We start from the raw sequence: 16,393 nt of genomic DNA, 5'->3' as shown, positions 1-16,393 counted from the left end.
ACACATGAACATATAGCTAAATTAAGAATTTAAGAACAAACACGAACATATCCTACCTGTGAAGGCGGGATATGTTTTTATTCTCGCCAACTGTAGAATCACTAAACTATTAAGAAGATGAACAACTTATTAAATATAAAGTCATTCCTGAAATTCTTGAGCAGGAATAAGGCATACACGGCAATCGATGTGTTCGGACTGTCTGTTTCATTGATGTTCGTTATACTGATTGCTGTTTATACGGTACAGGAATTATCTGTCGATAAGTTCCATGCGGACAAAGACCGTATTTATGTACTGTGTAATGACAGGGGACCGACTTCGGCCTTGCCGATAGCTTACCGGTTGCAGGAACGTTATCCGGAAATTGAACAGGTTTGTCCGGTCATTACGAACAATGTGAGTAACCAGATTGTAAAAAGAAACGAAAAGAAACTGACTGCCAAACCTATCCTTGTCGATTCCTGTTTCTTCAATTTCTTTTCCTTCAAACTGCTGGAAGGTGATAAGAACCGGGTGTTGGAAGACCGGAACAATATTGTTCTCTCAAAGACTTTTGCCAATAAACTGTTTGGAACAGACAACCCCGTCGGACAAAGCATCACCATTGGCGATTCGACCTCTTATTTGGTGAGTGGCATTATGGAAGATATTAAAAACTCGACCCTGCCTTATGCCGATATTATATTCCGTGTAGAACGGGCCCATGAATATAACTGGTCTATCAGTATGGATAATCCCGGAAATGCCGGATCGACAGTCCCTTTCCTGAAGATGAAACCGGGAGCCGACCTGCGTCCGAAAGTTCCGGATATACTCAGTTATTTTAAAGAGATGTTCTGGATTTACAAACAGGGAATGTCCAAAACGGTCACTTTGCTTCCGTTGAATGAATTATATTTTTCCGATCTGAACGAGTTCGGTGCCGTTAATTCCGGTAACAAACGTTTTGTAATCGTTCTGCTGTCTGTCGGTATCCTGATTTTGATCTTTGCCATTTTCAACTATATAAACCTGACAGTGGCTCAGGCCGGCCAGCGAGCCAAAGAAATGGCAACAAGGCGTCTGTTGGGATCGTCGCGCGGAGAACTATTCATGCGTCTGATGGTGGAATCTACCTTACTGACGGTTATTTCTTTCGGGGTAGGGTGGTTGCTGGCTCATGCTGCGGCTCCGTTTGTAAACAACCTGTTGCAGACACAGGTCGATCTGGGTGCTACTTTCACGTTAGTCTGGGTTATTGCTGCTATTGCTCTTATCTTATTGATCGGTGTCCTTTCCGGACTGTTGCCGGCCGTATTGATCTCTTCGGTTAAGCCGATCGATATTGTGCGCGGAACATTCCGCCGGCAGACAAAAATGGTGTTCAGCAAAGTCTTTATCACTTTCCAGAATACGATTACGATCGCTATGATTGCCGCTGCCATTGTAATGATTTTGCAATCTTACCACCTGATTGGTGCACCACTTGGTTACCATACTAAAAATATCCTGGAGGTTTCGAATGGTTTTTCGAATAACTCCGACCGGAATGCAGCTATCGACGAGTTCGGACGCCAGTCGTTCGTTAAGCGTGTCGGCCTGGTTGCCGGAATGCCCCTTAGCGGAAGTAATAATATGTCTTCCGACTATGAAGGAAAATTCCTGGGTTTCCAGCAGTTCATTATGGATAGTGTGGCATTCAATATGCTGGGATACGAAATTATACGTGAGAACCATTTGGCGGAAAAGAGTTGGTATCTGACAGAAAAAGCGATGAGGGATATGGAGTTGCCTTTGGACGCTCCCAGTTTCAGCTGGAATAAGAATGCGACTCCGATAGCCGGTATTGTACGCGACTTTCAGCAGGGTAATATTACGGATGAAACTCGTCCGGCCATGCTCCGCATCGATAACCGGAGCGATTTATACCCCTGGAGTATACTGGTTGAAGTGGAAGGAAATCCATATAACGCTTACCAGAAAATACGTGAGATTTATAGTAAGGCTTCCGGCGGATTGGATTTCGAGGCAAAATTTTTGGAAGAGCAGGTGCAGAAATCATTCGAATCGGAAGTACGTACCACCAAGATCGTTTCCATCTTTGCCGGTATTGCTATTCTGATCTCCATGTTGGGTTTGTTGGCTATGTCGACCTATTTTATCCAGCAGCGTTCACAGGAAGTAGCTATCCGTAAAGTCTTTGGATCGGATAACCGGGGTGTTTTATTCCGCCTGATCAGTTCGTTCCTGGTTTATGTAGGCTTCGCCTTTATTATTGCAACGCCTATCATCTGGTATTTTATGAATCAGTGGTTATCCGATTATTCTTACCGGATCTCTTTAAATCCGCTGATCTTCATCGCTGCCGGAGTTTTCTGCCTGTTGATCTCGTTTGTAACGGTCTTTTTCCAGAGTTACAAAGCAGCCAATACCAATCCGGTGAATAGTATTGCCAATAAATAAGGAAAAAAGGACGAATAATAGCATATAAATTATAATTTAGCATCACGATAGCCGGAGATTAACTTTCCGGCTATTTTTTTGTTTTGTTATCTGTAATTGTTTAAACTATCAGGTGTGGATGCATTCTTGTTTCCGGCGGCTTTTTAATGGGATAAATATTGATAGAAAGTATGATTGTCATGATAGAAAGATGTACTGTGTTAAAATAGTAATAAAGAACGTTTGATAATTTGTTAGTTTGAAATATAAATGATTCCTTTGTAAAAAATATAATCATGAATAAGAATAGAGTACAGACAATTAAGCAATCAGAAGAGAAAAAGTGTAGCTTTTTCCAAAAAGTGATTGATGATAAGCGGGCTATTCATGCTTATATTTCTAAGCATGGAACCTTAAATGGATTTAAACGTGACTCAATCGAATTTGTCAAGCCTCTATGAAATAACAACAACAGAGTTTGGATATCAATTTACGACAGAAACCAATATTAACTATTTTGTGACATTTATTGATTATCCGTCCGTCTCGGATTTCTTTCCTCTGAAATTGTATATGTTCAACATAGAACGTTATGTGCCTGAAGATATTTCTTTCCGGGGAAATAATGGTCATAAAGTTAGAAACACTATTATATCTATTTTGGAGCGATTCTTCTCAATCAATGAAGATGCTTTAATAACGATTTGTGATATCGATGACGGGAGACAAAAAGTTCGGAAAAGGTTGTTCGATAGTTGGTTTGATTGTTTTAACAGGGGACGTTTATGCAAATTGGATGCAGAATGTGCCATAGAAGAAAATGTTACTTTTCTCTTGATAGAAAAGTAACCAAAAGATCAAGGCTCAACCGGCTTCACTGCTTCGGTGAAATACTCCACTCGAAAATCCGAAACTCGCTACGCTCAAACAACGGATTTTCTTAACCGTTCCGTCTTTCACCTGCGCGGACGTTCACCCGCTTAGGCCTTTCCTAGGAAGCTTTGCTTCCTCTTAGGATGGCCGACACCGATACTTATAGAACAAAAACTTTTGGATTTAACAGGTAGTATCGGCCATCTTAGGAGAACGCAAAGCGTTCTATGAAAGGCATCAGCTGATGAGCGTAAAACGAAGCATCCGTAGAGAGCGTCCGGAGGCTGTGCTGTTTGAGCGAAGCGAGTTCACAGACGACAGCGAACGTAGGATGCGAAGTAGCGAAACAGGTGTAGCCTTGATCTTTTGCCTACTTTTCCATCAAGGGAAAAGTAGGTTCAATTATTTCTAAATAAGTAGGCATCCGGTTATAAACAGATAACTATCTATTGAGGAACGGGTGCTTATCCATTTTCAAAGCATATATGTTTCGTTGACAAAGCATATATGTTTTGCAATCAAAACTCCTTAGTTTTGTTTTCAAAAGATACTACCTTTCAGTTTATGTTATTGAAAGGTAGGAGATTGTTGCGGCTGACACCTGAAACGTGTAATGTGAAGACTTACCGGAAGTGCCGGATAGGATGTAAAAAAACTGGACAGGACTGTCTAATTATTAGACATATCTTGAAGTTTAGAAGTTCTTTATTTTGTTGATATCTAATGTTTTATTGTTTTGGCACGTATTTTGGTCGTTGGAATGTGTAAATAACTGAAATAACAAAAAATAATATATCAATGAGAACGATATTGCGAAACTTTCTGAATGTGCTGCGCCGTTTCAAGATGGCGTCTTTCCTGAATATAGTGGGACTGTCGGTAGCTTTTACCGCTTTTCTGGTGATTATGATGCAGGTTGAATATGAACAGACTTTCGACCGGTGTTATCCGACCGCTTCACGCATTTGCCGGGTGGACGTGAATCATGGAGAAGTGGATATTTATGCATCGATACTGCCTCGTGCATTGGCGGATGCTGTTTTTACTTCATCCCCTCATATAGAAAGCAGTGTACTGCTAAGTCCCTCCGGTGTAAAAGCTTATGTGACCGTGGGAGAAGAGGGGAATGAGAAAGGTTTTAAAGAATCCATCATCTCCTGTTATTCGGATTTTGTACATGTTTTCGAACCGTCTATACTGGAGGGGACTGCTTCCTGTCTGGAAGATCCGGAAAAGGTAATCATACCGGAAAGCATGGCCCGGCGAATGTTTGGTAAAGAACCGGCCGTGGGAAAAAATATTTATTGTAAGGATGAAATATGGTATATAGACCAGAAGAACTTTACCGTCGGAGGCGTCTATAAAGATTTTCCGGAGAATGCACAGATGAAAAATAGCATTTATATTCGTATGAAGGAAGATTGGGGGAAAGATGACTGGTATTCTCAGAACTTTATGGGGTATATCCTGCTGGATTCGCCCGAATCGAGACAGGAGGTGGAAGATAACTTCAACAAGACATTCGACTTTTCTAAATATGGAACCCAGGATAAGACCTTCCTGCATCTGATTCCTGTCACGGACATTTATTATACGGCCGGCCAGTATGAAGATATGATCAAAGCCGGAAATATCGGTACGATGCGGTTGCTGGTATTGATCGCTTTGCTGATCATTATCATTGCCGGAATCAATTTTACGAATTTCAGTACGTCACTGGCACCGATGCGCATCAAAAGTATCAATACGCAGAAGGTATTGGGCAGTTCGACTGCCAGCCTGCGGATCAGCCTGATGGTCGAAGCGATTGCCATTTGTCTGTTTTCCTGTCTGCTCTCTTTCTTGCTGACCTGGATGCTGAACAGGTCGGGAGTTCTTACCTTTGTGGAGGCGGACACGAATATGCTGCATTATATACCTTTATTATTTATGATGCTGGGAATGGCTGTTTTGCTGGGAGTGATAGCGGGACTGTATCCGGCGTGGTATATGACCTCTTTCCAGCCGGCATTGGTCCTGAAAGGGAGTTTCGGGTTATCGGTTTCGGGACGGAAATTGCGTATGGTCCTGATCGGTTTCCAGTACGTTGTCTCGATCGGTTTGATTATCGGCTCCTTCTTCATACAACTTCAGAATAATTATATGCGTTCCTACAAGCTGGGATTTGATAAGGATCAGGTTGCAATGGCCGTTTTAAGTACCGAGATGGTCGAAAAGTCAAGCGATCTGTTGATGAACCGGCTGAAAGAACATGTCGCCATCGAAAGTGTAGGCTTTGCCAGCGATAAAGTGGGAGCATCGAATAACTATTCCGCAAATAATTTCGTTTGTAACGATAAAGAATTCAATACTGAAATAGTATATACCTCGTGGAACTTTCTCGATGTCGTAGGGATTCCGATTATCAGCGGACATAATTTCAACCGCTCGGATGCAGAGAGCGATTCTACTTATACCTGCATTTTTACCCGCCGGGTACAGGAACTGGCTCCTGATATGGAACCGGGGCATCTGTTGAAGAAAAATTGGATGGGGATAGGCCGTGTTGCCGGTTTTGTCGATAACATAAAGATTTCATCGCTACGCTCGATAACCCGGCCGCTGGTTTTTATAGTAACCAAAAAACAGGTAACGCCTGTCTGCTATATCCGCCTGTCTGCCGGAGCCGATGTGGAAGATGCCGTCGCCCATATCCACCGGGTAATAGCCGATATCGATCCGGCATATCCGTTCGAGGTGGAGTTTTATGATACGGTATTCAATAATCTGTATCATAAGGAACAGTATCTGAAAAAGATGGTCACTTTGTTCAGCTTGCTGGCTATCGTGCTGTCGATCGTGGGTGTCTTTGGACTGGTTGTTTTTGAAACGCAATACCGGCGTAAAGAGATCGGAGTGCGTAAAGTGTTCGGTGCTACGGTAGGGGAGGTTTTGAATATGTTCAACAGGTCTTATCTGCGTATTGTCTCGATCTGTTTTGTGATCGCTGTCCCGTTTGCTTATTACGGTGTACATAAATGGCTGGAAAACTTTTCCGATAGGACCCCGATCTATTGGTGGGTGTTTGTGCTGGCTTTCGGCATTGTGGCCGGTATAACCATGCTGACGGTTACATTCCAGAACTGGAAAGCGGCAAATGAGAATCCGGTGAACAGTGTAAAAAGTGAATAACTAATCTAAACAATAAATATATCATGAGCAATCTTTTAAATTTAAAATCATTCTTTAAATTCCTGGGACGGAATAAGGGATATACAGCCATCGACCTGTTCGGCCTGTCGGTTTCGCTGATGTTCGTGATCCTGATAGCTACCTATGTCACCGGCGAGTTGATGACTGACCGCTATCATGAAAAAGCCGACCGGATATATGTTTTAGGTAACGGTGAATATACAGGTTCTGCCTATCGGATCGGTTACCGCCTGGAAGAACGTTATCCGGAGATCGAGAAAGTGTGCCATGTCATGACACGTGTCTTCGACAATACCCCGTTGAAGAACGGTGAGAATAACCTGACGGCAAACCTGATGCTTGCCGATACGACTTTTTTCGACTTTTTCAATTTTCCGTTGGTAAAAGGAAATTGGGAACAGGCGTTAGCTGCAAAGGATTATGCTGTGATCTCCGAATCTTTTGCCAATAGGTATTTCGGAAATGAGGACCCGATGGGTAAAACGATCCGCATCAATGATAACTTGTCGCTGATTGTTAACGCTGTAATGAAGGATATCCGCTATTCAGTTATCCCTGATGAAGATATCCTGTTCCGGATCGACAATGTCGATGCAATTGGAAAGGGTATGTTCGACAACTATAATAGTGTCGGAGCTGTCAATGTTTTCGTGATGGAACGCGAGGGGGCTGATATTTCTTCCCGCTCCGATGATATAAGGGACTGGTTCAAGACCTTTTTCAAGATATATGAAAAAGGATCGTTTAAGGAAGTCAATTTTGTCCCGTTGAAAAAGTTATACTTCTGGGAGCAGAGCAATCCGTTCGGAATGTTTACCATAGAGAGGGGGAACTGGCAGTTTGTGATGATCCTGCTATCGGTTGGTTTGCTTATTCTTTTGTTTGCCGTTATTAATTATGTAAATCTGACTGTGGCGCAAACCGGTTTCCGGGCAAAGGAAATGGCTACCCGGCGATTGTTGGGGTCTTCGCGTAAAGAACTGTTTTCCCGTCTGATCATGGAATCGACGTTGCTGACAACGATTTCTTTCTTTGCCGGTTTGCTGCTGGCCTTTTTCTTTGCGCCTTTTGCGAGCAATCTGTTGCAGAAGCAGGTAGATCTGGTTGATATGATCACTCCGTTGAATGGCATGATCGTTATCGTTTTGATCGTTCTGATCGGATTTATATCCGGACTGTTGCCGGCGATCGTCATCTCGAATGCGAAGCCGATCGAAGTGGTGAGGGGGACTTTCCGTAAACAAACGAAGATGGTATTCAGTAAGTTCTTTATTGTTTTTCAGAATACGATCACTATTTGCCTGATTGCTGCCGCCGTTACGATGTTTTTGCAGGTAAAATACCTGATCAAAGCTCCGTTGGGATATAACTCGGTGAATATTCTGAATATAAACGGTGAAGAGATGCCGGATAAAAATATGGCTTATACGCTGGTAAACGAGTTGAAGCAATTGTCTTGTGTCAGCCGGGTAGGGATAGGTTACGGAACGCCTTTCAATATGGGAATGAATTATACGGCCCGTTATGATAATAAGAGTATTAGTTTTCAGGGTATTCGTTGTGATAAGGAGTATTTTGATATTTTGGGCTTTAAAACTTTGCGGGACAATCATGTAGCTGACCCTGTCAAGTATTTTCTGTCCGAAGGATCGATGAAGGCGTTGGAACTGAATGAAGATGCAACGGATTTTGATTTTAATGTCTGGGGTAAGCATCCTATTGCCGGCATCGTCAAAGATTTTCAGTTGCGTAATGTGATGCTGGAGAATAAGCCGGTCATTGTGATGCTTCACGAGAATAAAGAAGATTTTAGTCCGCATGATATCGTAGTGGAGGTGAACGGGGAACCGTTTGCCGCCCGCCAGGAAGTGGCGGCTGTGTATAAAAAGCTGGCAAGGATGGACTTTGACGGTAAGTTTCTGGATGAGCAGATCGAGGAATCATTTGCCGTTCAGACAAGGACCTCTACGATCGTCATGATTTTTGCCGCTATCGCAATACTGATCTCATTGCTGGGGTTGCTTGCCATGTCGACCTATTTTATACAGCAGCGTGCGGCAGAGATAGCCGTCCGTAAAGTCTTTGGCTCGACAAATGCACAGGTGCTTCTCCGGTTGGTAAAGGCTTTCCTGACCTATGTGGCAGTAGCTTTTATTATTGCCATACCATTGATCTGGCATTTTATGAACGGGTGGCTTACCGGTTATTCGTACCGTATCACACTTTCTCCCTGGATCTATGCAGTTGCCGGACTGTTTTGCCTGATCATTTCATTTATCACTGTCTTTATCCAGAGTTACCAGGCAGCAACAGCCAATCCGATAGAAAGTATAAAAGATAATTAGTTATTTGTAAATGAGGACAGTCCTGTAAAAAAATTAGACAGGACTGTCCATTTATTAGACAATACCGGAACTTTGACCTTGTGAGTATTTGTTTGACAATTAGTTAGTTGGTTCTTTTGGCATGTATTTTGAGTTGAAAAGAGTATCTAATGAATAGTATATAGTACAGGGAATGAGTAAAACCCAATAATTGATGAACCATGAGTAATATTTTGAATTTTAAATCTTTCCTTAATTTCTTGGGAAGGAACAAGGGGTATACGGCTATCGACCTGTTTGGTTTGTCCGTGTCGCTGATGTTTGTGATCCTGATCGCGACCTATGTGGTCGGTGAGTTATCGACCGACCGTTTTCATGAGAAGGGAGACCGTATCTATGCGTTGACGAATGGCGAGTCGACGGGTTCGGCCTACCAGATAGGATATCGCCTGGAAGAACGTTATCCGGAGATTGAGAAGAGTTGCCATGTGCTGGCCCGGGCATTCTACCTGCCGGTTCAAAGCGGAGAGCATAAGCTGAATGCCGGCCTGATGCTTGTCGATACGACCTTTTTCGACTTTTTCAATTTCCCTCTGATAAGAGGAAACAGAGACCAGGCCTTTGCTGCCAGGAACTATGCTGTGATCTCCGAGTCGTTTGCCAATAAGATTTTTGGCAATGAAGACCCGATGGGGAAAACGATCCGTGTCAATGATGAGTTGACGGTGGTTGTCAACGGCGTACTGAAGGATATACGCCATTCCGTGATCCCCAATGAAGATATCATGTGCCGCATCGATAACATCAGGGCGGTGGGGCAGAATATGTTTGACGATTATAACAGTGCAGGGTCTGTAAATGTTTTCGTGATGAAACGCGAAGGAGCTGATCTTGCCTCTAAATCGGATGATATCCGGGACTGGTTCAAGACATTCTTCTGGATATATGAAAGAGATTTATCGACAGTCGTCGAGTTTGTTCCTTTGAAACAGTTGTATTTCTGGAATCATACATATTCGCCCGGCATAGAGAGGGGCAACCGCCAGTTCGTGATCATTTTGTTATCGGTCGGTTTGCTTATCCTCCTGTTTGCCATCATTAATTATATTAACCTGACGGTGGCGCAGACCGGTTTCCGGGCAAAGGAGATGGCTACCCGGCGGTTGTTGGGGTCTTCACGCAAAGAATTGTTTTCGAGGCTGATTATAGAGTCGACTTTGCTGACAGCTATTTCTTTCTGTATCGGTTTGTTCCTGGCTTTCCTCTTTGCTCCTTATGCCGGCGATCTGGTACAAAAACAGATTTATCCGTCTGAAATGATCACCCCGCTGAACGGGATCATTGTCATTCTTCTGATCGCGTTTATCGGATTTATTGCCGGGTTGCTGCCTGCGATTGTCATCTCGAATGCCAAACCGATCGAAGTGGTGCGCGGGACTTTCCGCAAACAGACGAAGATGGTGTTCAGCAAGTTTTTCATCATTTTCCAGAATATAATCACGATCTGCCTTATTGCCGCCTCCATTACTATGTTTTTGCAGGTGAAGCATTTGGTTAAAGCGCCGTTGGGATATAATTCGGAGAACATCATCGATATAAGCGGAGAAGCATTGTCGAACCGGCAGACTTGTTTTACCCTGGTAAACGAGTTGGAACAACTGGCCAGTGTGAAACGGGTAGGAGTGGCGGAAGGTACTCCGTTCAATATGGGGATGAACTTTACAGGCCGTTTCGATGATAAGAATATCAGTTTCCAGGAGTTTAGCGGCGATAAGAATTATTGGGATATGCTCGGTTTTGAAATTCTGCGCGATAATAATGTGGCCGAAACGGTTAAATATTATCTGTCCCAGGAAACGATGAGGGTACAGGAACTGCCGGAAGATGTTATGGCTTATAAATACAGAGGGTGGAAAGATGTGACTGTGGCCGGTATCGTCAGGGATTTCCAGTTGAACAATATCCTGATGGACAAACAACCGACTATCCTGATGCTTTATACAAACAGGGAAGACCTGCATCCGCGCAATGTGTTGGTGGAAGTAAAAGGCGATCCGTTTGCCGCCCGTAAGGAAGTGGCGGCTGTCTTTGAGAAACTGACAGGGTTGGAGTTTACCGGTCGGTTTATCGATGAGCAGATCGAGCTTTCGTTCGCCGACCAGGAAAGGACGTTGAAGATCGTTTCGATCTTTGCTCTGATTGCTATCCTGATCTCTTTATTGGGATTGCTGGCGATGTCGACCTATTTTATCCAGCAGCGTTCTTCGGAGATAGCGGTACGTAAGGTTTTCGGTTCGACAAATGTGCAGGTGCTTGTACGGTTGGTAAAGGCCTTCCTGACTTATGTAGGAATAGCGTTCATTATTTCGGTACCGGTGATCTGGTATTTTATGAACGGGTGGCTGTCGGAGTATTCTTACCGTATTGTTTTATCGCCGTGGATATACGCTGCGTCGGGATTGTTCTGCCTGCTTGTTTCATTCGTGACGGTGTTCCTTCAAAGTTATCTGGCGGCTATTTCAAATCCGGTCGAAAGTATAAAAGATAATTAGGCGGAGGCTAGGGGTTTGTATTGTTCTTTGTCTAATTATTTTACACCAGTGTCTAAAATTTAGACACTTCTGATAACGCCTTGATTCGTCAAGGCGTTATTTATTAGATGATTACATGTTTGGCATGCGTTTTGAACCTATTCGGGTAAAAATAAATATATAATGAAAACAATTCTTCGAAATTTCATCAGTGTATTACGTCGTTTTAAGATGGCAATGCTTCTTAATATCTTAGGGCTTTCAGTGGCTTTTTCTGCATTTATGATCATTATGATGCAGGTCGATTATGATAAGAATTTTGACACTTTCCATAATGAAGCCGATAATATTTACCGGGTGGAGCTACAGTGGGGTAAGGAAACGCCGCAGGCTATTGTAAGCCGGCCCCTGATGGATGTGTTTTTCAACTTTTCACCGCATATCATAGCCGGAGCCATTAGCTATCCTATCTATAGTGAGACGGTTTTTATTGTAGATAAGGACGGGAAACAGGATAGTTATATGGAACCGAATATGACTATTTATCCTTCCTTTACCGATGTGTTTACTTTTGATATGTTGGAAGGAACGAAGGATGCCCTGAAGGACCCGGAAAAGATCTTGATCTCGGAAAGTCAGGCTAAAAAGATATTCGGTACGGAATCGGCTGTCGGGCGGAGGATGAAAGCGAAAGATACCAGAGGGCGGTTGGCTGGCCTCTTTACCATACCTGAGATGGATTATACGGTGGGAGGTGTCTATAAGGATTTTCCGGTAAACGGTATCCTCCAGAATGCTGTCTATGTGAAACTGGATGATAAGGAGGGCCTGAATGATTGGGGAAGTTCTAATTATTATGCTTATATCCGCCTGGATAGCCCCGAAGCGGCAAAGGATTTGACAAACGACTTTCTGGATTATTATAAAAAACATGAGATAGGGAAAAATATGCCGTGGTTTACCGATGACCTGAATTTGCGGTTGACTCCTTTGACGGAACTTCATTATGTAACGGATGTTCTTTATGACATGGTTCCTAAGACTAGCCGCCAGACGATATTGGTTCTGATTGCCATCGCATTTGTTATTATGCTTATTGCCGGTATCAATTTTACCAATTTCAGTACGGCATTGACTCCAATGCGTATGAAAAGCATCAATACGCAAAAGGTGCTGGGTAGTTCTAATGCAACATTACAGTTCTCTTTATTGATGGAAGCGGTTTGTATCAGTGTCGTGGCTTTCTTGCTGGCATTATGGATCGTCCGTATGACGGCGAGCAGTCCCATAACCGGCCTGATCAATGCGGATATCTCTTTTTCCGCTCATCCGGTGTTGATTTCGTTGACGGCTCTGCTGTCTGTGCTGGTCGGAGTGCTGGCCGGGATTTATCCGTCTTATTATATGACATCTTTCTCGCCGGCGCTGGTGCTGAAAGGTAATTTCGGACTTTCTCCCAAAGGAAGGGTATTGAGGAACGTGCTGATCAGTGTGCAGTTCATTTCTTCATTTGTTTTGATTATGGGCGCTATGTTCATGTATTTGCAAAATAATTTTATGCGAACCAGTTCGTTGGGATATGACAAAGATCAAATCATCGTGACAGACCTGACGGCTACAGTCTTAAACAGTAAAGAGGCTTTCACGAATCGTATGAAATCGTTCTCCGGTATTGAGGATGTGACCTGTGCGGAGTTTCTGTTGGCCAGCCAGGATCAGTATATGACCTGGGGACGTGAACTGAATGGTAAAAATATTCAGTATCAGGTGATGCCGGTCGATCCTTCTTTCCTGAAGGTACTGAATATTGCAGTAAGTGACGGGCGGGATTTCCGGGAAGAAGATACTTTGACGGAGCATGGTGCCTATATATTTAATGAACGTGCGCGAAAGACCTATGACATTCAGCTGGGAGATAAGATCGGTGATATGGAGGTGATTGGTTTTGTTCCGGATATCAAGTTCGCTTCTTTCCGTACGGAGGTGGTTCCGATGGCATTCCTAGTGCGTGGTAAAAGTTATTCGGGAGGTGCGGCGTTTGCATATATCAAGGTAAAAGCCGGCTCGGACATGGGAGCAGCTATGACGCATGTCAAGAATGTAATGAGCGAGATTCATCCGGATTATCCTTTCGATATCACTTTCTTTGATAAAGTGCTGAATAATTTATATGAAAAAGAAACGAGTCTGGGAGCATTGATCACATTATTCAGTCTGATAGCCGTCTTTATCTCGATGGTGGGTGTCTTTGGTCTGGTAGTATTCGACAGCCAGTATCGCAGAAAGGAAATAGGTGTCCGCAAGGTGATGGGGTCTTCCGTGTCGCAGATTCTGATTATGTTTAACAAAACGTATGTCCGTATCCTGTTGATATGCTTTGTGCTGGCCGCTCCGTTGACCTGGTATGCCATTCATGCCTGGTTGGAGAACTTTGCTTACCGTACTCCGATCTATTGGTGGGTGTTCATACTGGCTTTCCTGCTGGTGTCGGCTGTGACGATCGTTACTGTTACCTTCCAGAACTGGCGGGCGGCAAGCGAAAATCCGGTGATAAGCATAAAAACAGAATAGCGGATGGGTCATTAGATTTATAAACTTAGTACAGATACTATCATGAAAACAATTATCAGGAATTTATTAGGAGTTGTCCGTCGTTTTAAAATGGCGACTCTATTGAATGTGATGGGTTTAAGTATAGCCTTTGCTGCCTTTATAATTTTAATGATCCAGTTACAATATGACTGGGGGTTCGACAGGTTCCAAAAGAATGCAGAACGGATTTACCGGGTAGGACTTTATACTCCGGATTGGGGGAACCAGGTGGTTGTTTCTCCCCCTTTTGCAGAGGCTTTCGTTCAATCGTCTCCCCATATAGAGACGGGAGCATTACTTTCTTCCTGGGGTAGTCAGCTTGCATTAAAAAGGGGAAATGATACGGATGAAACGAGTTTCTGGTGTCCGGTAAATGCAATAACTCCTGAATATGCCTCTGTTTTCGACTTTCAGATGCTGGAGGGGAAGATAGAAAGCCTGGATAATCCGGGGTATGTTTTGATAGCACAGAGCCAGGCTGAAAAGTTTTTCGGAGATGAACCGGCTGTCGGCAAACAGTTGACAGCCGATAAGTTATCTTTTGTTGTGGGTGGCGTATATAAGGATTTTCCTCAAAATTCAGTGGTACAAAATGCCGTATACAGGAGAATCGGTGAAAAGGAGAATCAGGATAATTGGAATGCCAACGGCTACCAGTTATATGTGTTACTGGATGATCCCGGTAAAAAAGACCAGATAATTGCTGACTTCAAGAATCATTTCAACCATGAATATTATGATTGGAAAACGAAAGATGTGAGACTGACCCAACTGACCGATATTTATTATGAGGCAGATGCCCGTTTTGATTCACAGAAAGACAAAGGTAATAAAACGATGGTATTCGTGTTGTTTACCATCGCTGTATTGATCGTTGTCATTGCCGGGATTAATTTTACGAATTTCAGCAATGCACTTGTTCCCATGCGTATCCGAAGTATCAATACACAAAAGGTTCTGGGAGGATCGGATAATACGTTGCGTTGTGCCATGTTGGTTGAAGCGGTAGCGATCTGTCTGTTTTCTTTCATCCTTTCCTTGTTTATTGTTAAAGGGATGGCTAATACCTGGCTGGCAGATATGATCAGTGGAGAACTTTCATTGGAAGCCAATATTCCTTTATTGATAGGGGCGGGAATACTGGCAGCTCTTACCGGCCTGCTGGCCGGAGCATATCCTGCCTGGCATATAACGTCGTTTTCTCCTGCCTTGGTTTTGAAAGGATCGTTTGGATTGTCTCCTTCCGGTAAAAGGATGAGGAGTTTGTTGGTCTCTTTCCAGTATGTCATCTCTTTTGCTCTGATTATCGCCGCCTTGTTTATTTACTTGCAGAATCATTACATGCTGGCCTCTTCTTTAGGTTTCGATAAGGAGCATGTGGCTATTGTGGAATTGAACGGCCAGTTGATTAAAAATATAGAGGCCGTGGAAAATCGATTAGAGCAGGAAGTCTCTGTGCAGGAAGTTTCTTTTGCGGAAGATTTACTTTCGGCAAGTGATGAATATACCGACTTTGGCCGTGGTTACAGGGAGAATAACGTACAGTTCAAAGTGTTTGTCGTTTCACCTGATTTTCTTAGGCTGATGAACATTCCAGTTATTTCGGGACGGGATTTCCTTCAGGAAGACAGTAAATCGGTTGGGGGCGTTTACCTGTTTAACGAAGCGGCCAGATTGCAATATGATCTGGTTGCCGGTGAATATATCACGGGAAATGAATGGTATGAGGCTCCTCCCGCCTTGATTGCCGGGTTTATAGATGATATTAAATATGCTTCGTTCCGTACGGAAGTGGCACCGATGGCTTTTTATGTTTCGCCTGCGGCTGGGTATCGGCCGAGGTATGCCTATATCAAAATAAAGGCGGGGGCGGATATCCGGGATGCAGTGGCTTCGATCAGGAAAGCCTTGACTTCGATAGATAAGAATTTCCCGGCCGAGATCAGGTTTTATGATACGATATTGAATAATCTCTATAAGCGGGAACTGAGTATCGGGTGGCTGATCTCTTTATTCAGCCTGATAGCCGTGTTTATATCGGTTGTCGGTGTGTTGGGACTGGTTATTTTTGAGAGCGAATACAGAAAGAAAGAGATCGGTCTCCGGAAAGTTCATGGTGCTACCACTTCGCAGATATTGCTTATGTTCAATAAAGTTTATGTCCGTATCCTGATTGTCTGTTTCGTTCTGGCAATACCGGTTGCCTATTATGGGGTGAACCGCTGGATGGTTTATTTTGCCTATAAGATTCCGATGTATTGGTGGGTATATGCGGTCGCTTTTGTAGTCGTTTCCGTTATAACATTCCTGACGGTTACTTTCCAGAACTGGAAGACTGCCAATGAAAATCCGGTAGAAAGTATAAAAACAGAATAGCAATCATGCAACATTTCTGAAATTATTACGTATTTATTAAAAAGTTGTTTGGTGAACAGCCTTAAATCGGAGTAATAATTC

Annotated in this window: 9 protein-coding genes; all 9 read left to right on the top strand. The window is 43.3% G+C overall.

Annotation, left to right across the window (positions count from 1 at the left end):
* The first annotated feature begins 117 nt into the window (after positions 1–117).
* The 9 genes from NBH14_RS17435 to NBH14_RS17400 all read left to right on the top strand — a co-directional run bounded on the left by NBH14_RS17435 (position 118) and on the right by NBH14_RS17400 (position 16,312).
* A complete protein-coding gene (locus tag NBH14_RS17435) occupies positions 118–2,445 on the top strand; it encodes an ABC transporter permease (protein ID WP_186960407.1) in 2,328 nt (775 codons plus the stop codon).
* A gap of 275 nt (positions 2,446–2,720) precedes the next feature.
* Positions 2,721–2,885: a hypothetical protein gene (locus tag NBH14_RS17430; protein WP_186960406.1), complete on the top strand. Its 165-nt coding sequence runs from the start codon at positions 2,721–2,723 to the stop codon at positions 2,883–2,885.
* Positions 2,842–3,273 carry a DUF6169 family protein gene (locus NBH14_RS28830; protein WP_350464047.1) on the top strand — a complete coding sequence of 144 codons (432 nt, stop codon included), beginning with the start codon at positions 2,842–2,844 and terminating at the stop codon, positions 3,271–3,273. Before NBH14_RS17430 ends, NBH14_RS28830 begins: the two co-directional genes overlap by 44 nt.
* A 268-nt stretch (positions 3,274–3,541) precedes the next feature.
* Positions 3,542–3,709, top strand: coding sequence for a hypothetical protein (locus tag NBH14_RS17425; protein WP_186960405.1), 168 nt, complete (start codon positions 3,542–3,544; stop codon positions 3,707–3,709).
* A gap of 386 nt (positions 3,710–4,095) precedes the next feature.
* Positions 4,096–6,468 carry an FtsX-like permease family protein gene (locus tag NBH14_RS17420; RefSeq protein ID WP_186960404.1) on the top strand — a complete coding sequence of 791 codons (2,373 nt, stop codon included), beginning with the start codon at positions 4,096–4,098 and terminating at the stop codon, positions 6,466–6,468.
* Between the two features lie 23 nt (positions 6,469–6,491).
* Positions 6,492–8,834, top strand: a complete 2,343-nt coding sequence (locus NBH14_RS17415) for an ABC transporter permease (protein WP_128134200.1) — start codon at positions 6,492–6,494, stop codon at positions 8,832–8,834.
* A 200-nt stretch (positions 8,835–9,034) separates the two neighbouring features.
* Positions 9,035–11,365 (top strand): ABC transporter permease, encoded by a 2,331-nt coding sequence (locus NBH14_RS17410; protein ID WP_186960403.1) that lies wholly within the window; start codon positions 9,035–9,037, stop codon positions 11,363–11,365.
* Positions 11,366–11,527: 162 nt separating this feature from the next.
* Positions 11,528–13,915 (top strand): ABC transporter permease, encoded by a 2,388-nt coding sequence (locus tag NBH14_RS17405; protein ID WP_186960402.1) that lies wholly within the window; start codon positions 11,528–11,530, stop codon positions 13,913–13,915.
* 42 nt (positions 13,916–13,957) lie between these two features.
* Positions 13,958–16,312: an ABC transporter permease gene (locus tag NBH14_RS17400; protein ID WP_186960401.1), complete on the top strand. Its 2,355-nt coding sequence runs from the start codon at positions 13,958–13,960 to the stop codon at positions 16,310–16,312.
* Positions 16,313–16,393: the final 81 nt, after the last annotated feature.

Source organism: Parabacteroides caecihominis (assembly GCF_023656785.1).
In the GTDB taxonomy this organism is placed as follows: Bacteria; Bacteroidota; Bacteroidia; order Bacteroidales; family Tannerellaceae; genus Parabacteroides; species Parabacteroides segnis.
The sequence above is the reverse complement of the archived record's forward strand: the minus strand, read 5'-3'. Positions and strand labels throughout refer to the sequence as shown.